The sequence below is a fragment of the Pseudomonas sp. CP4 genome, from assembly GCF_047758505.1.
GTDB classification, from domain to species: Bacteria; Pseudomonadota; Gammaproteobacteria; order Pseudomonadales; family Pseudomonadaceae; genus Aquipseudomonas; species Aquipseudomonas fluorescens_AO.
On the sequence record NZ_CP180489.1, the window covers coordinates 3,248,901 to 3,269,728 of the forward strand.

General features: G+C 61.0%; 18 protein-coding genes. 7 read left to right on the forward strand and 11 right to left on the reverse strand.

The window, feature by feature from the left end; all coding sequences use genetic code 11:
• The first annotated feature begins 196 nt into the window (after positions 1-196).
• Entirely contained in the window at positions 197-1,528 is a 1,332-nt protein-coding gene (gltP, locus tag ACMYUN_RS14455; protein WP_039757150.1) for a glutamate/aspartate:proton symporter GltP, read from the forward strand.
• 202 nt (positions 1,529-1,730) lie between these two features.
• The gene (locus ACMYUN_RS14460; RefSeq protein ID WP_415760951.1) at positions 1,731-2,960 is read left to right on the forward strand and encodes a nucleoside recognition domain-containing protein; all 1,230 of its coding nucleotides are present in this window, start codon (positions 1,731-1,733) and stop codon (positions 2,958-2,960) included.
• 114 nt (positions 2,961-3,074) lie between these two features.
• Here the strand turns inward: ACMYUN_RS14460 and ACMYUN_RS14465 are convergent, their stop codons facing one another.
• The 9 genes from ACMYUN_RS14465 to ACMYUN_RS14505 form a co-directional block, all read right to left on the reverse strand.
• Complete coding sequence (locus ACMYUN_RS14465; RefSeq protein ID WP_415760952.1) at positions 3,075-3,701, reverse strand: ABC-type transport auxiliary lipoprotein family protein; 627 nt, start codon at positions 3,699-3,701, stop codon at positions 3,075-3,077.
• Positions 3,698-4,636, reverse strand: coding sequence for an MlaD family protein (locus tag ACMYUN_RS14470; protein WP_415760954.1), 939 nt, complete (start codon positions 4,634-4,636; stop codon positions 3,698-3,700). Before ACMYUN_RS14470 ends, ACMYUN_RS14465 begins: the two co-directional genes overlap by 4 nt.
• A 1-nt stretch (position 4,637) precedes the next feature.
• The gene (locus tag ACMYUN_RS14475; RefSeq protein WP_415760955.1) at positions 4,638-5,441 is read right to left on the reverse strand and encodes an ABC transporter ATP-binding protein; all 804 of its coding nucleotides are present in this window, start codon (positions 5,439-5,441) and stop codon (positions 4,638-4,640) included.
• Positions 5,438-6,586, reverse strand: coding sequence for an MlaE family lipid ABC transporter permease subunit (locus ACMYUN_RS14480; protein ID WP_415760957.1), 1,149 nt, complete (start codon positions 6,584-6,586; stop codon positions 5,438-5,440). The genes ACMYUN_RS14475 and ACMYUN_RS14480 overlap by 4 nt, the downstream gene beginning before the upstream one ends.
• A gap of 54 nt (positions 6,587-6,640) precedes the next feature.
• Positions 6,641-7,669, reverse strand: coding sequence for a DUF5924 family protein (locus ACMYUN_RS14485; protein WP_039757156.1), 1,029 nt, complete (start codon positions 7,667-7,669; stop codon positions 6,641-6,643).
• Positions 7,670-7,877: 208 nt separating this feature from the next.
• Complete coding sequence (locus ACMYUN_RS14490; RefSeq protein ID WP_415760958.1) at positions 7,878-9,272, reverse strand: M16 family metallopeptidase; 1,395 nt, start codon at positions 9,270-9,272, stop codon at positions 7,878-7,880.
• A 176-nt stretch (positions 9,273-9,448) separates the two neighbouring features.
• Positions 9,449-11,107, reverse strand: a complete 1,659-nt coding sequence (locus ACMYUN_RS14495) for a Na/Pi cotransporter family protein (RefSeq protein ID WP_129998046.1) — start codon at positions 11,105-11,107, stop codon at positions 9,449-9,451.
• A 326-nt stretch (positions 11,108-11,433) separates the two neighbouring features.
• Positions 11,434-12,201 carry a TerC family protein gene (locus tag ACMYUN_RS14500; protein ID WP_129998045.1) on the reverse strand — a complete coding sequence of 256 codons (768 nt, stop codon included), beginning with the start codon at positions 12,199-12,201 and terminating at the stop codon, positions 11,434-11,436.
• A gap of 86 nt (positions 12,202-12,287) precedes the next feature.
• A complete protein-coding gene (locus ACMYUN_RS14505) occupies positions 12,288-13,595 on the reverse strand; it encodes a CitMHS family transporter (RefSeq protein ID WP_039757164.1) in 1,308 nt (435 codons plus the stop codon).
• A gap of 328 nt (positions 13,596-13,923) precedes the next feature.
• On the opposite strand from ACMYUN_RS14505, the gene ACMYUN_RS14510 reads away from it, so the two are divergent.
• On the forward strand, positions 13,924-14,334 hold the full coding sequence (locus ACMYUN_RS14510) for a GFA family protein (protein WP_415760959.1): 411 nt from the start codon (positions 13,924-13,926) through the stop codon (positions 14,332-14,334).
• On the opposite strand, the gene ACMYUN_RS14515 is transcribed toward ACMYUN_RS14510, so the two are convergent.
• On the reverse strand, positions 14,331-14,657 hold the full coding sequence (locus tag ACMYUN_RS14515; protein WP_415760960.1) for a DOPA 4,5-dioxygenase family protein: 327 nt from the start codon (positions 14,655-14,657) through the stop codon (positions 14,331-14,333). The two genes, ACMYUN_RS14510 and ACMYUN_RS14515, sit on opposite strands and share 4 nt — an antisense overlap.
• A gap of 81 nt (positions 14,658-14,738) precedes the next feature.
• Here ACMYUN_RS14515 and ACMYUN_RS14520 point away from each other — a divergent pair, with 81 nt between their 5' ends.
• Positions 14,739-15,404, forward strand: coding sequence for an NAD(P)-dependent oxidoreductase (locus ACMYUN_RS14520; RefSeq protein WP_039757167.1), 666 nt, complete (start codon positions 14,739-14,741; stop codon positions 15,402-15,404).
• A 59-nt stretch (positions 15,405-15,463) separates the two neighbouring features.
• On the opposite strand, the gene ACMYUN_RS14525 is transcribed toward ACMYUN_RS14520, so the two are convergent.
• Positions 15,464-16,414 (reverse strand): choline sulfate utilization transcriptional regulator, encoded by a 951-nt coding sequence (locus ACMYUN_RS14525; RefSeq protein WP_039757168.1) that lies wholly within the window; start codon positions 16,412-16,414, stop codon positions 15,464-15,466.
• 114 nt (positions 16,415-16,528) lie between these two features.
• On the opposite strand from ACMYUN_RS14525, the gene betC reads away from it, so the two are divergent.
• The 3 genes from betC (at position 16,529) to ACMYUN_RS14540 (ending at position 20,760) form a co-directional block, all read left to right on the forward strand.
• Positions 16,529-18,043, forward strand: a complete 1,515-nt coding sequence (gene betC, locus ACMYUN_RS14530; protein WP_415760961.1) for a choline-sulfatase — start codon at positions 16,529-16,531, stop codon at positions 18,041-18,043.
• Positions 18,044-18,059: 16 nt separating this feature from the next.
• Positions 18,060-18,980 (forward strand): choline ABC transporter substrate-binding protein, encoded by a 921-nt coding sequence (gene choX, locus ACMYUN_RS14535; protein WP_415760963.1) that lies wholly within the window; start codon positions 18,060-18,062, stop codon positions 18,978-18,980.
• A gap of 211 nt (positions 18,981-19,191) precedes the next feature.
• Complete coding sequence (locus ACMYUN_RS14540; protein WP_415760964.1) at positions 19,192-20,760, forward strand: SulP family inorganic anion transporter; 1,569 nt, start codon at positions 19,192-19,194, stop codon at positions 20,758-20,760.
• The last annotated feature ends 68 nt before the right edge of the window (positions 20,761-20,828 follow it).

Genomic DNA, 20,828 nt, shown 5'->3' on the forward strand with positions numbered 1-20,828 from the left:
CGGCATAGGGTAGGCGTTTACGGCATTAGACGGCGCCACCTTGCATCGGAATAGTTGCGCCTTTTTTCGCCTGCCGAAGAGCCGTAAATACGCGCTTCGGGGCACCTTATACGGAGGCAGATGCACAGACTTTTCCGCTGATGAGCGTTCCAGTTCCTGCATGTGCCTGAGTCAAACGCAAGTAAGGGTAAAGATAATGAAGAAGGCAAAAATCAGCCTCGCCTGGCAGATCCTCATCGGTCTGGTTCTGGGGATTGCACTGGGTGCGTTGCTCAACCACTTCAGCGCCGAGAAGGCCTGGTGGATCAGCAACGTCCTGCAACCGGCAGGCGATATCTTTATCCGTCTGATCAAGATGATCGTGATCCCGATCGTCATTTCCTCTCTTATCGTCGGCATTGCTGGCGTCGGCGACGCCAAGAAGCTCGGGCGTATCGGCCTGAAGACCATCATCTATTTCGAAATCGTCACCACCATCGCCATTGTGGTCGGCCTGGTGCTGGCCAACGTGTTCCATCCGGGCACCGGCATCGACATGAGCACCCTGGGCACTGTGGATATCTCCAAGTACCAGGCGACTGCTGCCGAAGTGCAGCATGAACATGCGTTCATCGAGACCATCCTCAATCTGATCCCGTCGAACATCTTCGCGGCCATGGCCCGCGGCGAAATGCTGCCGATCATTTTCTTCTCTGTGCTGTTCGGGCTCGGCCTGTCGAGCCTGCAGTCGGACCTGCGCGAGCCGCTGGTGAAGATGTTCCAGGGCGTCTCGGAAAGCATGTTCAAAGTCACCCACATGATCATGAACTACGCGCCGATCGGCGTATTCGCGCTGATCGCGGTGACCGTCGCCAACTTCGGCTTCGCCTCGCTGCTGCCGCTGGCGAAACTGGTGATTCTGGTTTACGTCGCCATCGCTTTCTTCGCCTTCGTGGTGCTGGGCCTGATCGCCAAGCTGTTCGGCTTCTCGGTGCTCAAGCTGATGCGCATCTTCAAGGATGAGCTGGTGCTGGCCTACTCCACCGCTTCCTCGGAAACCGTGCTGCCACGCGTCATCGAGAAGATGGAAGCCTACGGCGCGCCAAAAGCCATCTGCAGCTTCGTGGTGCCGACCGGTTACTCGTTCAACCTCGACGGCTCGACTCTGTACCAGTCGATCGCGGCGATCTTCATTGCCCAGCTGTACGGCATCGACCTGTCGATCAGCCAGCAATTGCTGCTGGTGCTGACCCTGATGGTCACCTCCAAAGGCATCGCCGGGGTACCGGGCGTGTCCTTCGTGGTGTTGCTGGCGACCTTGGGCAGCGTCGGCATTCCGCTGGAAGGTCTGGCGTTCATCGCCGGTGTCGACCGCATCATGGACATGGCGCGTACCGCACTGAACGTGATCGGTAATGCCCTGGCGGTGCTGGTGATCGCGCGCTGGGAAGGCATGTACGACGACGCCAAGGGCGAGCGCTACTGGAACTCCCTGCCGCACTGGCGCAGCAAGGAAAAACTGCCGGCTGGCGAGATTTCCAAGAACTGATGCAAAACCCTGTGGGAGCGAGCCTGCTCGCGAAGACGGTGTATCAATCTACAGAGATGTTGAATGTGCCGGCCTCTTCGCGAGCAGGCTCGCTCCCACAGTGATTGATGCAAGCCCCACCAACAAACCCCGGAGCAATCCGGGGTTTGTCGTTTCTGGCGACCCCGCTATCATTCGCGGCATTCTTCGGGGGATTTGACTGATGCTTAATGGCCTGTGGCTTGGCTTCTTCATCGTGGCAGCCGTATCGGCACTGGCGCAGTGGCTGATCGGCGGCAACGCCGGGATCTTCGCGGCGATGGTGGAAAGCATTTTCGCCATGGCCAAGCTGTCGGTCGAAGTCATGGTGCTGCTGTTCGGCACCCTCACCCTGTGGCTGGGCTTTCTGCGCATCGCCGAAAAGGCCGGAATCGTCGAATGGCTGGCCAAGGTCCTCGGCCCGCTGTTTCTACGACTGATGCCGGAAGTCCCGGCCGGCCACCCTGCCCTCGGCCTGATCACCCTGAACTTCGCCGCCAATGGCCTGGGCCTGGACAACGCCGCGACGCCGATTGGGCTCAAGGCGATGAAGGCCCTGCAGGAACTCAATCCCAGCGCCACCATCGCCAGCAACGCGCAGATTCTGTTTCTAGTGCTCAATGCCTCATCGCTGACCCTGCTACCGGTGACCATCTTCATGTACCGCGCCCAGCAAGGCGCGCCGGACCCGACCCTGGTGTTCTTGCCGATCCTGCTGGCGACCAGTTGCTCGACCATCGTCGGTTTCCTTTCCGTGGCGTTCATGCAACGCCTGCGCATCTGGGACCCGGTGGTGCTCGCCTATCTGGTGCCAGGCGCGCTGATCCTCGGCGGCTTCATGGCTCTGCTCGGCACGCTTTCCGCGACAGCACTGGCGGGATTGTCGTCGATCCTCGGCAATCTCACGTTGTTCGGCTTGATTATGCTGTTTCTGCTGATCGGCGCGCTGCGCAAGGTCAAGGTTTACGAGGCGTTCGTCGAAGGCGCGAAAGAGGGCTTCGATGTGGCGAGGAATCTCTTGCCGTATCTGGTGGCGATGCTGTGTGCGGTTGGCGTGCTGCGCGCCTCTGGTGCGCTGGATTTCGGCCTGGACGGCATTCGCCATCTGGTCGAGTGGGCCGGTTGGGACACGCGCTTCGTCGATGCGCTGCCGACGGCGATGGTCAAACCGTTCTCCGGCAGCGCCGCACGGGCGATGCTGATCGAGACGATGCAGACTTCCGGCGTCGACAGCTTCCCGGCGCTGGTCGCGGCGACGGTGCAGGGCAGTACCGAAACCACGTTCTATGTGCTGGCGGTGTACTTCGGCGCAGTGGGCATTCAGCGCGCACGGCATGCGGTGGGGTGTGCGTTGCTGGCTGAGTTTGCCGGGGTGGTGGGTGCTATCGCTGTCTGCTACTGGTTCTTCGGCTGATAGATAACCCTGTGGGAGCTGGCTTGCCAGCGATGAGGGCAGCACATCCAGAATCTCTGGTGGCTGACACACCGCCATCGCGGGCAAGCCCGCTCCTACAGAGGTTGTGATGTGTCAGCGGGGTTGCGGGGCGAGTTTCTGGCCTTGCTCCACGGCCCAGGCCACCACCTTGGCCGTCAGGCGATCACTGGCCTGGCCAAACCCGGCAACCACCGCCGGCACCTGCACATCGTTCAACGGCTGGCGCTCTTCGAAGCGGCGGCTGGCGAGAATGCGCTGGTCATAACCACGTACCAGCAGTGCATCGACCCGCACCACAACCCCGGCCTGGGTGCCCTGATATTCGCTCTGGAATGCCTGCAAACTGCCGCCCAGTTCCAGATCCGCCTGGAAGTTGCTGTCGTCGGTGCTCAGCAGCGTCACCCGGCCATCCCGCGCGAAGCCATCAAGCAAGCGATTGCGCAGCAGCACCGGCGCCGGGTCGCTCCAGCGCGAGCCTTTGTAGCTGCTGATCACATCACCCTGCGGGATCACGGCAATGCTCGGCCGGTTCAGTGCTTCGCTGGCCTGCAATTTGTTCAAGCGCAGCGACCACGACTGCGTCGCCGCCGGGCTGGCCGAGGCGGGCGCATGGGCGGCGGGCAGGCGGTAGACATCCGAAGGTTCCGACTTGGGCAAGATCGAGCACGCGCCGATCAGGGTCAGGCCGGCGCCGAGCAGGGCGATTCGAGTCAGCTTCATGGGGTGAATTCCTTGTTCTTGTCGCTGCCCAGCAGGTAGCCGCTGGGGTTGGCCTCGAGGCGTTGGGAAATGGCGCGCAGCGAGGTCAGCGTCTCGCGCAGTTCGCGAATCGCCGGGGCCAGGCCGTTGAGGCCTTGCATGCCGTTATCCAGCGAATTCTGGTTTTTGCTGAGCAAGCCGTTGATGGTCACGCTGCTTTGATCCAGCGACTTCATCGCCTGCTCGGCGCTGCCCAAGGCCTGCTTGCCCTGATCGTTAAGCAGGCCGTTGGCGTTGCGCATCAACAGTGAGGTCTGCTCGAGCATGCTGCCGGCCTGTTTGCCGACGGTCGCCAGTTGCTGCATGGCTTGTTTGATGTCACCGCGCTGGTCGTTGATGGTGCCGGTGGTCTGTTCCAGATGGGCGAGGGTCTTGCTCACGCGGTCGACGTTTTCCGCGGAGAACATATGGTTGGCGTTTTGCAGCAGGGCGCTGATGCCGGTCATCAAGTCGCTGCTGTCGTTGAGCAGGCGCGAAATAGGCGAGGGCGAAGCGATCAGCGTCGGCAACTGGCCATCATGACCGCGCAGCTTCGGGCTCTCTGGAGTACCGCCGCTGAGCTGGATGATCGAGGTGCCGGTAATGCCGGTCAGTGCCAGTTTGGCCTGGGTGTCTTCCTTGACCGGCGTGTCGCCCGCCAGACGAATCCGCGCCAGCACCCGGCGCGGATCCTGCGGGTCGAGGCGCAGGCTGACGACATCGCCGACCTTGATCCCGCTGTACTGCACCGAACTGCCCTTGGACAGACCGCTGACCGCCTCGTTGAACACCACTTCGTAATCCTTGAACTCGGTGTCGACGCTGGATTTGGCCAGAAACAGGCCGAAGAGCAGGGCGCCGGCCACGACGATCACCGTGAACAGGCCGATCAACACATGATGGGCTCGGGTTTCCATATCAGACCTCGTTGAGCAGTTTGGCGGCGTCCAGCGCCGAGCGGCCGCGCGGGCCGTGGAAGTATTCGTGAATCCACGCGTCGGCGGTTTCCGAGACGACGTCGATCGGGCCGGCAACCAGCACTTTCTTTTGCGCCAGCACCGCCACGCGATCGGTGATGGTGTACAGCGTGTCGAGGTCGTGGGTGACCAGAAACACACTCAGACCCAACGCATCACGCAAGGTCAGGATCAATTGATCGAACTGCGCCGCGCCAATCGGATCGAGGCCGGCGGTGGGTTCATCGAGAAACAGAATGTCCGGATCCAGCGCCAGGGCCCGCGCCAACGCCGCGCGCTTGATCATGCCGCCGGACAGCGACGCCGGGTATTTGTCCGCCGCCGACAACGGCAGCCCGGCCAGCGCCAGTTTCACCGCCGCCAGATGCTCGGCGTCGTGACGGCTGAGGCCGGCGTGTTCGATAAGCGGCAGGGCGACATTCTCGGTCACGGTCAGCGAGGAAAACAGCGCGCCTTTCTGGAACAACACACCAAAGCGCCTTTCGATCAATGAGCGTTCATGCTCAGGCAGATTCGGCAGGTTCTGGCCGAAGACTTTGACCATGCCTTCGCTGGGCCGATTCAGCCCGACGATGCTGCGCAGCAGCACCGATTTACCAGTGCCGGAGCCGCCGACCACGGCGAGGATTTCGCCTTTGTACACGTCCAGATCAAGGTTCTCGTGCACGCTCTGGCTGCCGAAGCGATTGCACAGGCCACGGACTTCGATCACCGCCTCGGAGGGCGCGCGGGGTGGACGACTCACCAGCTCATCTCCATGAAAAACAGCGCCGCCACCGCATCGAGCACGATCACCACGAAAATCGACTGGACCACGCTGGAGGTGGTATGCGCGCCGACCGATTCGGCGCTGCCGCTGACCTTGAAGCCTTCCAGGCAACCAATCGCCGCGATCAGGAAGGCGAAGATCGGCGCCTTCACCAGCCCGACCAGAAAATGCTGAATGCCGATGTCCGATTGCAGCAGCGAGAGGAACATCGCCGGCGAGATGTCCAGCGACACTGCGCAGACCACGCCGCCGCCGACGATCCCCGAGAGCATCGCCAGAAACGTCAGCATCGGCAGCGCCACCAACAGCGCCAGCACGCGCGGCACCACCAGCAATTCGATCGGGTCGAGGCCGAGAGTACGGATCGCGTCGATTTCTTCGTTGGCCTTCATCGAGCCGATCTGCGCGGTGAACGCACTGGCGGTGCGCCCGGCCATCAGGATCGCCGTGAGCAGCACGCCGAATTCACGCAGGAACGAGAAGCCGACCAGGTCCACGGTGAAAATCGTCGCGCCGAAACTGGCCAGCACCGTAGCGCCGAGAAATGCCACCACCGCGCCGACCAGAAAAGTCAGCAAGGCCACGATCGGCGCTGCGTCGAGGCCGGTCTGCTCGATGTGCGCGATCATCGGCGTGATGCGCCAGCGCTTGGGCCGCAACAGGCCACGGGCAATGACTTCGAGAATGAGGCCGACGAAGCCGAGCAGCTGCAGCGTGTCGGTCCAGACCTTATCCACCGCGCGGCCGATGCGCGTCAGCAGTTGCACACTGACGCTGACTTCCGGTTCCTTGAGCGGCACGCAGAAATCGTTCAACGAGCAATACACGGTTTGCAGCAAGGCGCGATCGGCTGTCGACAGGGTGCAATCAGGGTGTTCGGCGGACTTGCCGAGGCGCTCGGAGCCGAGCAGTTCGACCAGCAACGAGGCGCCGGCGGTGTCGAGGGCACCGAGGCCGTTCAGATCGATCGGGGTATTGGCGTCGTACTGGCCGTTGAGCTTTTCGCTCAGGTGCTTGAGCGCCGTGTAGTGGGCGAGCGTCCAGTCGCCGCTGACCCGCAGGCGGGCAGGGCTGAGCGCGGTGTCCAGGTGGGCACTGCCGGGGATTGGGCTGCTGGTCATAAGCTCCGTGCTTGTACGGCCGTTACGAGAGCCTACGTAATAGCACGAACCGGATTACTTTTCTTTGGCCGGTGTGCTGTCCGTAATTGCGAAACGCAACACGCCGATCAACTGCCCGTCCTCGGTCAGCACCCGCACCTGCCATTTGCCCGCCGGGTTACCCGGGAAATTCTGTTTGTGCGTCCACGCCCGGTAGCCTTCCTTGCGCCCGCCATGGATGTCGAGGGCGATGCGGTCGACTTCTTTGCCGTTGAAAGTCCACACATGATAAATCCGTTCGTCGAGGCCGCGCGGCGCGTTGATCGCGGTGTAGGCGTAGAGCCCGCCTGCGCGGATCTGCTCGGCGCTGACGGTATCGAGGCTGGCGCCGGGGGTGCGATCCTGCAGCTGCGTGCTGATCGCCACGTCGGTCATCCACAGCGTTGCCGGCGGCACCCACGAGCGCAGCGCCCAACCGACGCCGCCGATGCCGACTGTGATGAACAGAATCGCCAGGGCGTTGCGCACCGTGCGGATCGGGAAGATCGACGCCAGGCTCGGGAACGACAGCAGTACGGCAATTCCCAGCGCCCATTTGAAACTCTGCGCGGTGGTCAGGTGCATGATCACCGGCAGCGCGGTGAGCAGGGCGGCGAACAGGGTCAGGGTGTGCAGCGCGAGAAACGCCCAGCGTCGTGGCGCCAGCCATTTGTAGTACAGCGGATCGACGATGGAGATCAGGGCGGCAATGCCCAGCAGCCCGGTGAATATCAACTGGCCGCTGTTCCAGGTTGTGGTGATGAAGAAGAACGGTAGAACGAAGAACAGGCTTTCCTGATGGATCATCTGCGTCGCGTAGCGCAGCAGCGGCTGGGGAATTTCGCGCTTGAAGATCCGCGTGAACAGTCCGGTCAGGGTGTTTTCCAGCATCAGCCAGATCCAGCTGAGCAGCATGATCACCGTGATCCAGCTCGCCAGCCCCTGTTGGCGATCGACGAGGATGAAACTGCCGACCCCGGAAATGAAACCACCCGCCGCGATCAACCCGGGGTAGCGCTTCATCAGCTCGAAAAGGCGCTGGATAAGGAGGGTCAGTTTTGGCATTTTGGCGGTTCACGACGATATGGGGAAAATCCCGGAAAGGTTAACGCCGCATGCCCCCTGTGGCGAGGGGATTTATCCCCGATCGGCGGCGCAGCCGTCGTAGATCCTGCGAGCGAATTTTGTCTGGATCTACCGAGCTGCCCTTATTGGGGCTGCTGCGCAGCACATCGGGGATAAATCCCCTCGCCACAAGTGCTCACTCACAGGATTAATGGCTTCCAGCAATTTTGTGGCGGCGATGCAGGCGCCAGCCAATGAGGATCAGCAGCAACAACCCGATTCCACCAGCGACCAGCCACAACACCTGATCATCACTGATCAACGGTTTCTCGATCCTGATATACCCCGGCTGCAACAGCAGCTCGCGCATCGCCTTGTTCGCCGCTTCCAGCGTCACCCCTTGCAGCTCCCGCGCGGGATTGGCAAAGCGGCCATCCTGATAGTCGGCCAGCGCGCTCCAGTAATAGTCCGCCAGTGCGCTGTTGCCCTGCACGGCCCAGGCCTGGTGGGCGATGGCGGCTTGCTTGATGCGGGCGAAGGTGCTCGGGTCGAGGCCGTTTTTCAGCAGGTCGGCCTTGAGGTCATCGAGTACCTGGATGGCTTCGTCGACGTCATCGCGATCCAGGTCAGCGTTGAGGCTCATGAAACCAACACCGCCGAACACTTCACGCTCGGCCCACGGCCCGTACGACAAGCCATGGTTGAGACGAATCTGCCGGTACAGTGCCCAGTCGAGATAATCCTTGAGAATGTCGAACGTCTGGTCGTACTGATCGTCGAGCACCGGTTCCGGCACCAGCCAGTGCAGCTTGGCGCTGTCGCCGATAAAGCCACGGGTGAGGGTGCGCTCATGGGCGGCGCTGGTGCGGATGTCCGGCAGCGCCCGGTGTTCGGTGGGCTCGACCGGCTCGAGCTCACCCCAGGTGCGCTCGAGATAGGCCGGCAGCAGTTTGTCGAGTTCGCCGACGACGATCAGGGTCATGTTGTTCGGCGCGTACCACGCCTTGCGTACCTTCTCCAATTGCTCTTGGGTGAGATGGCCGACTTCGGCGCGCTGCGGGCATTTCAGGCCCAACTCGACAGCCAGTTGACTGCTCGCGGTATGACCGAGGTCCTGACGGTCGAGGAAACGTTGCAGCTTGGTGTAATGCCCGCCGTCCTCACGCTCGACCACCCGTTTGGCGGCGTTGATTGCGTTGTCGTCGATGCGTGTCTGGGTCAACAGCGCGAGCAGCAGGTCGAGCACCTTGCGCTGGTTTTTTGCCGGGGCTTCGATGACAAAAGTGGTGTCGGCATTGCTGGTGAACGCATTCCAGTCACCGCCGAGCGCCTGCATGCGCTCTTCCAGACCGCCTTCGCCAGTGGCGTCGATACCGCTGAACAGCAGGTGTTCGAGCAAATGCGGCAGCTCTTTTTCGTTGCAGTCAAAGTCATCGAGACCAACGCCGACCACCAACCGGATCGCCACATGCCCACGCTCGGTGCCGGGCTTGAGCATCAGCTGCAAACCGTTGGGCAGCGCATAGCCTTCGACCTGAAAGCGATCCAGGGCGAAGGCGGGCAGGGAACCGAGCAACAGACAGGCGAACAACAGGCAACGCATAACAGGCTTCCATACGGCTGATTTGGAGATCCGTGTCGTCAGTCAGGGCCCCATCGCTGGCAAGCCAGCTCCCACAAGGATCTGCGGCGCTCACAAAACCCTGTGGGAGCTGGCTTGCCAGCGATGACGGTCCCAAGGCTGAACCACTGTAACTGACTGGCCCCAGCCCCAGACGTTCAAGGCGAATGCGTAATGTCGGCCATGTCATCCACCGCCAGCGCGCCGGTGTCCGCCGTTTCCAGCACGACATAGGCGCTGCTGCAGAACAGCGAATTGAGCCGTTTCATGTCGGCGATCAACTCCAGATGCAGCGAACTGGTCTCCAGGCTCTGGACGATCTTGCGTTGCAAGCGGCTGACGTGAGCGTGGGCCAGACGCCGTTCCTGCGCGCGAAAACGGCGTTTCTCCCGCAGCAACTGCCGGGCGCTCTCGCGGTCGCCGCTGAGAAACACCGACAGCCCCAGACGCAGGTTGGCGATCAGTTGTTGTTGCAGCCCGGCAAGATCTTCCAGGCCTTCTTCGGAAAACGAACGGCGCTGCGAAGTCTTCTGCTGCTGGATCTTGCGCAGCATGCGCTCGATCAGGTCGGCGGCGAGTTTCAGGTTGATCGCCAGTTCGATGATCTCGGCCCAGCGCCGACTGTCGTGCTCGCCGAGATCCTCGCGGGGCATCTGCGCCAGATACAGCTTGATCGCGCTGTACAGGGCCTCGACATCGTCGGTCAGGCGGCGCATCTCCTGGGTGACGGCGGTCTGCTTGCCGCGCAGCACATCCAGGGAGGCGTCGAGCATGTTGTCGAGCAGATCGCCCATGCGCAGGGTTTCCCGCGCGGCATTGGCCAGCGCCAGGCTCGGCGTGACCAGCGCGGTCGGGTCGAGATGACGCGGTTTGGCGGTACCGTTGACCTCCGGCCGCTCCGGCAGCAGCCACGCACAAAGACGCGCCATCGGCCCGACGCTGGGCAGCAGGATCAGGCAGCGCGCAGTGTTGTAGAGCAGGTGGAAGCCGATGACCATTTCCTGCGGGCTGAAATCGAGGCTGTCGATCCAGTGCACCAGCGGATCGAGCACCGGGATGATCAGCAACAGGCCGATCAGTTTGTACAGCAGACTGCCCAACGCCACCTGGCGGCCGGCGGCGTTCTGCATGCTGGTACTCATGAAGGCGAGGATGCCGCTGCCGATGTTGGCGCCGATCACCAGACCGATCGCCACCGGCAAGCTGATCACCGCAGCCCCGGCCAATGTAGCAGTGAGCAGCACGGCGGCGAGGCTGGAGTAGGAAATCATCGCGAACAGTGCGCCGACCAACGCATCGAGGAGGATGTCGCCGGTCAGCGAGGCGAAAATCACTTTCACCCCTTGCGCGTGAGTGATCGGCGCAGCGGCCTCGACGATCAATTGCAGGGCGAGAATGATCAGCCCCAGGCCGATCGACACCCGGCCCATTTGCCCGAGCCGCGTCTGTTTGCGCGACAGAAAGAAAATCACCCCGAGAAAAATCAGCAGCGGCGACAGCCACGACAAATCAAACGTCAGCACCCGCGCCATCAACGCGGTGCCGACGTCGGCGCCAAGCATGGTCGCCAGCGCTGGCGTCAGCGCCATCAAACCCTGGCCGACAAACGAGGTAACCAGCATCGCCGTGGCGTTGCTGCTCTGCACCATGGCGGTGACGAGAATACCGGCGATGAACGCCAGCCATTTCTTCGACATGTTCTGGCCGATGACATGTCGCAGATTGGTGCCATAAACCCGCAGGATGCCGGTTCGGACGATGTGCGTGCCCCAGATGAGCAGGGCGACGGCGGACAGCAGATTGAGCAGGGTGAGCATGCAGACCCCCTGTAGTAGCAGCGCCCCAGAGGGGCAAATGGACGGCACCGCGCGGTTTCTACGTTCTTGATACTTAAGCTGTAGTTGGCGAACGGTCTCGGCGCCAGCATTGCACAGCTAAAGAGGGGATTGAAACAAAAGTGTCATCAAAACAAATTCATTCACTCACCGAATCCGACACCTTTCCCCTCTATTGCCCAATACAACTGTGGGAGCGAGCCTGCTCGCGAAAGCGGTGGGCCAGTCAACATTGTTGTCGACTGGCACTCCGTCTTCGCGAGCAGGCTCGCTCCCACAGGGATGTAGCGCGCTGCTGGACTACCGGGTTATTGGCCCGGTACATCCTTGCGCAGTTTCACCGGATCCTGCTGCTTCTTCTTGCGCGCGATCGCACCGCGCATCTTGATGTTGATCGCTTCCACCGCCAGCGAGAACGCCATGGCGAAGTAGACGTAGCCTTTTGGCACGTGCACGTCGAACGATTCGGCGATCAGCACGGTACCGACCACCAGCAGGAACGACAGCGCGAGCATTTTCAGCGACGGGTGCTTGTCGATGAATTCGCTGATCTTGCCCGACGCCAGCATCATCACCAGCACCGCCACGACGATCGCCGCAACCATGACCGGAACGTGCGAGACCATGCCGACAGCGGTGATGACCGAGTCCAGCGAGAACACGATGTCGATGATCGCGATCTGGATGATGGTGTAGAGGAAGTTGCCGCCCTTGCCCGACGGTGCGTCGTCGCCTTCTTCTTCGCCTTCCAGCGCGTGGTACATCTCCTGCGAGCTTTTCCACAGCAGGAACAGGCCACCGAAGAACAGGATCAGGTCGCGGCCGGAAATGCCTTGGCCGAACACTTCGAAGAGATCGGCGGTGAGGCGCATGACCCAGGTGATCGACAGCAGCAACAGGATCCGCGTGATCATGGCCAGGCCAAGACCGAAGATCCGCGTGCGCTGCTGCATGTGTTTGGGCATGCGGCTGACCAGGATCGAAATCATGATGATGTTATCGATACCGAGGACGATTTCCAGGGCGGTCAGGGTAAAGAAGGCAACCCAGATTTCGGGGTTGGTCAGCCAATCCATGTGTATTCCTTTGAGCAATTTGTTGAACCGAAAAAGGTCCGGGCTTCAAACCGCGAAGCCAGGACCCGTAACGGTGAGTCTTGGGCTTATAGAGTGCTGAACACCGGGAAAGTCCCCAACAGCAGTGCAGCAATCAGAATGCAGATGCACACCAGGATCGCCCATTTCAGGGTGAAACGCTGGTGATCACCGAAATCGATACCGGCCAGCGCCACCAACAAGTAGGTCGACGGCACCAACGGGCTCAGCAAGTGGACGGGCTGGCCGACGATCGAGGCACGGGCCATTTCCACCGCAGTGATCCCATAGTGGCTGGCCGCTTCGGCCAACACCGGCAACACGCCGTAGTAGAACGCGTCGTTGGACATGAAGAAGGTGAACGGCATGCTCACCAGTGCCGTGATCACCGCCAGGTACGGGCCGAGGAAGTCCGGAATCACCGCCAACAGGCTCTTCGACATCGCATCGACCATGCCGGTGCCCGACAGGATACCGGTGAAGATACCGGCCGCAAAGATCAGCCCGACCACTGCCAGCACACTGCCGGAATGCGCGGCGACGCGATCCTTCTGCATTTGCAGGCAGGGGTAGTTGACGATCATCGCGATACTGAACGCCACCATGAACAGCACCGGCAGCGGCAACAGGCCGCCAATCAGTGTGCACATCAAGCCGAAAGTCAGTGCGGCGTTGAACCAGATCAGCTTCGGACGGCGTGCGTCAGGGAATTGCGAGACGCTGATTTCGCTGTGATCGATCTCATCGCCAACCAGGTGCAGCTCGCCGAGGCGGGCACGCTCACGCTTGCCGTAGAAGTAGGCAATCAGCAGGATCGCTACGACACCAGCGGCCATGGCCGGGATCATCGGCACGAAAATGTCCGACGGGTCGACATGCAGGGCACTCGCAGCACGGGCAGTCGGGCCGCCCCACGGAGTCATGTTCATCACGCCGCCGGCGAGGATGATCAGACCGGCCATGATCCGCGGGCTCATACCGATGCGGCTGTACAGCGGCAGCATCGCGGCCACGCAGATCATGTAAGTGGTCGCGCCGTCACCATCGAGGGAAACAACGAGCGCCAGAACGGCGGTGCCGACCGAAACTTTCAGTGGGTCGCCCTTGACCAGTTTGAGGATCTTGCGCACGGCCGGGTCGAACAGGCCGGAGTCGATCATCAGGGCGAAATACAGAATGGCGAACATCAACATCACGCCGGTTGGCGCCAGTTTGGTGATGCCTTCGAGCATCATCGGACCGATTTTCGGCGCGAAACCACCGAACAGGGCGAACAGGATCGGGATGATGATCAGGGCGATCAGCGCAGACAGGCGCTTGGTCATGATCAGGAACATGAACGTGATGACCATGGCGAAGCCAAGGAAAGTCAGCATTGGGATACTCCAGGCGTAGCGCGGCTAATGGAATGGGCGGATCGGGTGTGATCAGCGCAGAACGGGAGGCGCGAGGCGTACGGGTGGAGTGACCAGCAGGAAGCAGGAGAAACGGCGGGTTGCAGAGGACATCAGAATCACCATTGTTGTTGTTAATTGGGCCGGGCCTGTGGAGCAAACACAGGTCTTGGGCCAACCGGTCTGTTGCCGGGAGTGAGGCGATCCTAATCGGGGAAGCTTTCAGCTACCTTTCGCTATTGAAAGCGGTGAATGAACGGCCAACCGGTGGTCGGATACGGCGAGCGCCAATAAACACGGGAGAAGGGCGATGGATACGAATCAGGCGCATGAGGGTGGCTGTCACTGCGGACACATCCGCTATCAGTTCAGCGGTCCGTTGCGCGATATCGCTCACTGTCATTGTTCAATCTGCCGCAAGGTCAGCGGCGGCATCGTCACCACCTGGATCACCGTGCCGGCGGAAAAATTTCAATGGGTGAAAGGGACGCCGGCCCGCTATGACTCGTCAGCCAGTTGCGTGCGGTTTTTCTGCGCAAACTGCGGCGCGCAACTGGCATTGCTGACCGCGCTCAGCCCCGACAGCATCGACGTGACCATCGCTACGCTGGATCATCCGGAAACGGCGCCGGCCGAGCGGCACATCTGGACCGACAGCCGATTGCCCTGGCTGCATCTGGATGAACATCTGCCGGGCGAAGCCGAAGAAACCCTCGATTAAAACACCGACAGATCCAGCGGCCGCACCGCGCCCATCCAGATCGCGTGTTCGGTGTGGTCAAGCAAGTCGTCGCCCGTGTCCGGATGCAGGAACACCACCAGGCCTTTGCGGTTGAGCGCCAGCCATGGCAGCACCTCGCCGATCAGCTCGGGACCGAAGGCCAGTTGGCAGCTCCAGTCGGGGTGCGGCCCTACCGGGCGTTCGTGCAAGCGGCCCATTTTAAGCGCAAACAACTGCGCGGCCTGTTCGCACAAGGCCCGCGCCTGGTCGATGGTCTGCGCGTCGAAATAGACATGGGCGTGATAACCCTTGATCCCTTGCATCGTGTCGCCTCTCAATCGGTTCGAACCCTTGGCTGTTTCCACCGTCACAGGCCATATAGGACAACAATAAGGAAAACAGCCATGAAAAATGCCGAAACCCCAGTGGTGAAAGTGGTGCTCTATGGTGCCATGGCCAGCCTGGGCGGTGCGTTGATGGCTGAATTACTGCGCCGCCAACACGAAGTCATCGCCATTCTCGATGATCTCACTGCGCTGGCGCCGCGTCCGGGCTTGCGCACCAAGACCGGCGATCTGTTCGATGCCGAGCGAGTCAATCAGAGCGTTGCCGGCAGTTCGGCGGTGATCTGCCTGCTGGACGCGCCAGGGCTGCCGTTTAGCAGCGACCACGTCGAACGCTCGGTGACACTGGGGCCGGTTGAACAGGTGCTGGCAGTCGACGCGTTGGTCGAAGGTTTGCAACTGGCCAGCGTGCCGCGCCTGTTTCTGGTCGGCAATTTTGCCGTGCTCGACGAACCTGACAGTGACGAACGTCTGCAACGTCACGCTGCCGAAGAAATCCTCGAGGCAGTACAAAGCAGCTCACTGCGCTGGACCCTGGTCAATGCGCCGCATGGCGTGGCCGGGTTGACCATCGAGCACTTCAGTCAGGTCGGCGGCAATCTCGAACCGGGACTGGCCGAACCGCTGGAGCGCCTGAACCGTGTCGCGGTGGGCATCGCCGATGAGCTGCGGTTGAATCTGCATGTCGGTGAGCATGTGAATTTTGTGGCGGCTTCTGATTCGTAAAAGATCGCACCCGTGGAGCTGCCGAAGGCTCGAGCCGCGATCGGATGCTCTTTTCCTCTTCACACCGCAATCGAGGGCAGGGCCAGACCGTTCAGCGATTCCGCACTGCTGGCCTGTTCCGCCATTAACCAATCAACAAATTCCCGAATCAACGCACCCCGACGCTTGCGTTGCGGCAACACCACGTAATACCCCAGCCGCGACAGCGTGGTTTCCGCCAGTGGCCGGCACAGCAACCCCTGCACCAGCAAGTTATCCACAAGGTGCCGCCAGCCAATGGCCACACCTTGCCCGCCAATCGCAGCCTGAATCAGCAAGGTGTAATTGTCGAAGCGCAACTGGCCCGGCGCCGGTGGCGTAGTCAGGCCCAATTGACGAAACAAGCCACTCCAGTCGAACCAATTACTGCTGTTTTCCCCACGCAGATGCAGCAGCGGAAACTCCAGCAGCGCCTGCGCGGGCAACGGCAATGAGCGGTCCTTGAGCAACAGCGGACTGCACACCGGAAACACTTCTTCGCTGAACAGCCAGTGGCTCTCACCCTGCTTGAAGCGACCGTCGCCAAACAGGATCGCCACGTCGATGTCGGTGCGCAGCATGTTGTGGTTGCGCTCGCTGGTGACCAGGCTGACATCGATGTGCGGATTGGCTTCGTGAAAGCGGTGCAGGCGCGGCATCAACCAATAAGCGGCGAACGCAAAATCCGTGGCCACTTGCAGCACTTCATGTTGCTGCTGAGTGCTGATTGCGCTCAATCCGGCGTCGATATTCTGCAAACCGAGGGTAACTTGCTCGAAAAGCAAGGCGCCCACCTCAGTCAATTCGATGCCCCGATAAATCCGATCGAACAGACGCGTACCGAGCTGTTCTTCCAGACGTTTTATCTGCTGGCTGATCGCCGGTTGCGTAGTGCCGAGCTCTACCGCAGCAGCGGTAAAGCTGCGATGGCGTGCCGCTGCCTCAAAGGCGCGGAGCAGATCGAGGGAAAGGTCGCCGAGGGCTTCATACATAAGCTGTGCTTATCCTAGTCATTGTCCGGCGCGGGCTTTACCGAAACAGGCATGGACTCCATGCTCGATCGCAGCACTCTCGCATAAATATTCAACATGGAATGCCGCGATCACATGAAGCGCAAGAACATTCTTTTCATCATGGCCGATCAAATGGCCGCGCCAATGTTGCCGTTCTACGGCCCATCGCCAATCAAACTGCCGAATCTGTCCCGCCTCGCCGCCCAAGGCGTGGTGTTCGATGCTGCTTATTGCAACAGCCCGTTGTGTGCACCGTCGCGTTTCACCCTGGTCAGCGGTCAGTTGCCAAGCAAGATCGGCGCTTACGACAACGCTGCCGATTTCCCTGCCGATATCCCCACTTATGCGCACTACCTGCGCCGTCTCGGCTACCGCACCGCGCTGTCGGGCAAGATGCATTTCTGTGGGCCCGACCAGCTGCACGGTTATGAAGAACGCCTGACCAGCGATATCTACCCGGCGGATTACGGTTGGGCGGTGAACTGGGACGAGCCGGACGTGCGGCCGAGCTGGTATCACAACATGTCTTCGGTACTGCAGGCCGGGCCGTGCGTGCGCACCAATCAGCTGGATTTTGATGAAGAGGTGGTGTTCAAAGCGCAGCAGTACCTGTTCGATCACATCCGCGAAGACGGCGACCAACCGTTCTGCCTGACCGTGTCGATGACCCATCCGCACGACCCGTACACGATTCCCAAGGCCTTCTGGAATTTGTACGACGATGCCGATATCCCGTTGCCTACAGCCATGAACCAGGACGAACTTGATCCACACTCGCAACGCCTGCTCAAGGTTTACGACCTGTGGGACAAGCCGCTGCCTGTGGGTAAAATCCGCGATGCCCGTCGCGCCTACTTCGGGGCTTGCAGCTATATTGACGACAACGTCGGCAAACTGCTGCAAACGCTTGAGGAAACCGGGCTGATTAACGACACCATCATCGTTTTCTCCGGTGACCATGGCGACATGCTCGGCGAGAAGGGGCTCTGGTACAAAATGCACTGGTTCGAGATGGCCGCGCGAGTGCCGCTGTTGATCAGCGCGCCGGGGCAATTCGAAGCGAGCCGGATCAGCGCCGCCGTTTCCACCGCCGACCTGCTGCCAACGTTCGTTGATCTGGCCGGTGGCACGCTCGAGCCAGGCTTGCCGCTGGACGGTCGTTCGTTGCTGCCGCACCTGCAAGGGCAGGGCGGGCATGACGAAGTGTTCGGCGAATACATGGCCGAAGGTACCGTCAGCCCGCTGATGATGATTCGCCGTGGCGCCTACAAATTTATCTACAGCGAAAGCGACCCGTGCCTACTCTTCGATGTGGATAACGATCCGCGCGAAGAAGAGGAGCTCAGCCAGTCGCCGCAACATCGTCAGCTGTTCGAAGACTTTCTCGCTGAAGCGCGGGCCAAGTGGGACATCCCGGCGATCCACCGGGAGGTACTGGCCAGCCAGCGCCGACGCCGTTTCGTCGCCGATGCGTTAACCATCGGCAAGCTGAAGAGCTGGGATCACCAGCCGCTGGTCGATGCCAGCCAGCAATACATGCGCAACCACATCGACCTCGATGATCTGGAGCGCAAGGCCCGTTATCCACAACCCTGCCAAAACCAATAACGCTAAGGGGAAGTCCATGCGCAAGTTATCCACAGCTGTGACCGTTGGCCTGATCGCATTGAGCAGCGCCTCGGCCTTCGCCGAGCAAGGCTGCGAAACCGTGAAGATGGCCGATCCAGGCTGGAGCGACATCGCCGCAACCAATGCCATCACCGGATTTCTGCTCGACGGCATGGGCTACAAGGCCAAGATCGACACCCTCGCGGTGCCGATCACCTTTGGCGGCTTGAAGGATGGCCAGGTTGACGTGTTCCTCGGCAACTGGATGCCGGCGCAGCAGGGCTTCTATGACAAGTTCGTCGCCACCGGCGATGTGACGCAACTGGCGAAAAATCTCGAAGGCACGGAATTCACCCTCGCCGTCCCCGACTATGTCTGGGAGGCGGGCGTGCATGATTTTGCCGACCTGAACACATTCGCCGACAAGTTCGACAAGAAAATCTACGGCATCGGTTCGGGCGCGCCAGCGAACATTTCGTTGCAGGAAATCATCAAGAAGAACGACTTCAACATGGGTCAGTGGAAGCTGATCGAATCCAGCGAGCAGGCGATGCTCGCCGAAGTGTCGCGGGCTGTGAAGAAACAGAAATTCGTCACCTTCCTCGGCTGGACCCCGCACCCGATGAACGTGCAACTGAAAATGCGCTATCTGAAAGGCGGCGAAAAATACTTTGGTGACACCGGCAACGTGTTCACCCTGACCCGCAAGGGCTACGCCGAGGCCTGCCCGAATGTGGGCAAGTTGCTGACCAATCTGGCGTTCACCCAGGACATGGAGAACAGCATCATGGCCGAGGTGGTGAATAAGAAGATCAGCAATGCCGAGGCAGCGAAAGCGTGGATCAAAGCCAATCCGGCGGTGCTGGACAAGTGGCTCGATGGCGTGAAAACGCTGGATGGCAAGGAGGCGTTGGCGGCGGTGAAAGCCAAACTGTAATGCTATCTGACTGTCGACCACTTACCTGTGGCGAGGGGATTTATCCCCGATCGGCTGCGAAGCAGTCGCAAGATCCGTGAACTCGATATACCTGACTCACCGAGAACTCTGGGTTTGGGGCCGCTTCGCGGCCCATCGGGGATAAATCCCCTCGCCACAATGATTGCCGTGTCCTGATAGGCTTGCCTGAAAAACCCAACCGCGAGGACCCATGGCCTTCCCCAGCCGTCATTCACTGTTCCCCTTTCTCACCTGGCTGCCAAGGCAAACCCGCGCCAGCGTCGGACGGGACCTGATCGTCGGCCTCAGCGGTGCGATTCTCGCCTTGCCCCAGTCGATTGCCTACGCACTGATTGCCGGGCTGCCACCGGAATACGGGCTGTATGCGGCGATCATCCCGGTATTGGTCGCGTGCCTGTGGGGTTCGTCATGGCATCTGATCTGCGGCCCGACGGCAGCGATTTCCATCGTGCTGTACGCCAGCGTCAGCCCGCTCGCGGTGCCGGCGTCCGAGGACTACATCACCCTGATCCTGCTGCTGACCTTTCTCGCCGGTATTTTCCAATGGCTGCTCGGCTTGCTGCGCTTCGGCGCGCTGGTGAATTTCGTTTCGCATTCGGTAGTGCTCGGCTTCACCCTCGGTGCTGCGGTGGTCATCGCCATCGGGCAATTGCCCAATCTGCTCGGTCTGGAACTGCCGGCCAACACCACGGCGCTCGCCAGCCTGATGGATCTGCTGCGACATCTGGGGGCTGTGGATAAACCTTCGTTGATGCTTGGCGTCGCCACGGTAATCGTCGGTGTGGCCCTGAAAAAACTCCTGCCGCGCTGGCCGACGCTGTTGCTCACGCTGGTGCTTGCCAGTCTGCTGGTCTGGATCTGGCCAGCGATGTTCGGCCATGTGCATCTGGTCAGCGCTTTCGTCGGGCGCTTGCCGCCGTTCAGCCCCTTGCCGCTGGATCCGGAGGTAATCCTGCGCCTGCTGCCGAGCGCCGTGGCGGTGGGCATGCTCGGGCTGGTCACCAGCCTGTCGATCGCCCGTTCGATTTCGGCGCGCTCGCAGCAGTTGCTCGACGCCAATCAGGAAGTCCGCGCACAGGGTCTGTCGAACATCGTCGGTGCGTTCTTTTCCGGGTCGCTCTCAGCCGGATCGTTTACCCGCTCGGGATTGAGTTATGAGGCAGGTGCCTGCTCGCCGCTTGCCGGGGTGTTTTCGGCGCTCTGGGTAGCGCTGTTCGCGGTGTTCGGCGCGGGGCTGATCGCCCATATTCCGATCCCGGCCATGGCCGGCAGCATTCTGTTGATCGCTTGGGGGCTGGTCGATCACCGCGGCATTCGCGCTTTGCTGCGGGTCAGCCGCGCCGAGTTCGTGGTGATGGCCCTGACTTGCCTCGCGACTCTGCTGCTGGAATTGCAGACGGCGATTTACGCCGGGGTGCTGGCGTCGCTGTTTTTCTACCTCAAGCGCACCTCGCAACCACGGGTGCAGCATTGGCGCGACGGTGACGACGACGTGCTGCGGGTGGGCGGCTCGATCTTTTTCGGCGCCAGCCATTACCTGCAAGTGCGCCTGCAACGCCTGCAAGGTGCGCGAGTGGTGATCGAGGCACAGCAGATCAACTTCATCGATTATTCAGGGGTGGAGATGCTGCATCAGGAAGCGCGGCGTTTGTTGGGCCAGGGTCGCAGCCTGACCTTGCGCCGGGCGCGGCCGCCAGTGGTGGAGGAATTGCGCAAATTGGAAGGGCCGGAGAAATGCCCGATCCGGTTTGAAGACTGAGCACCGCATACCTTTGTAGGAGTGAGCCGGCTCCCGATTGCGGTGTGTCAGAGACGAAATTTCAACTG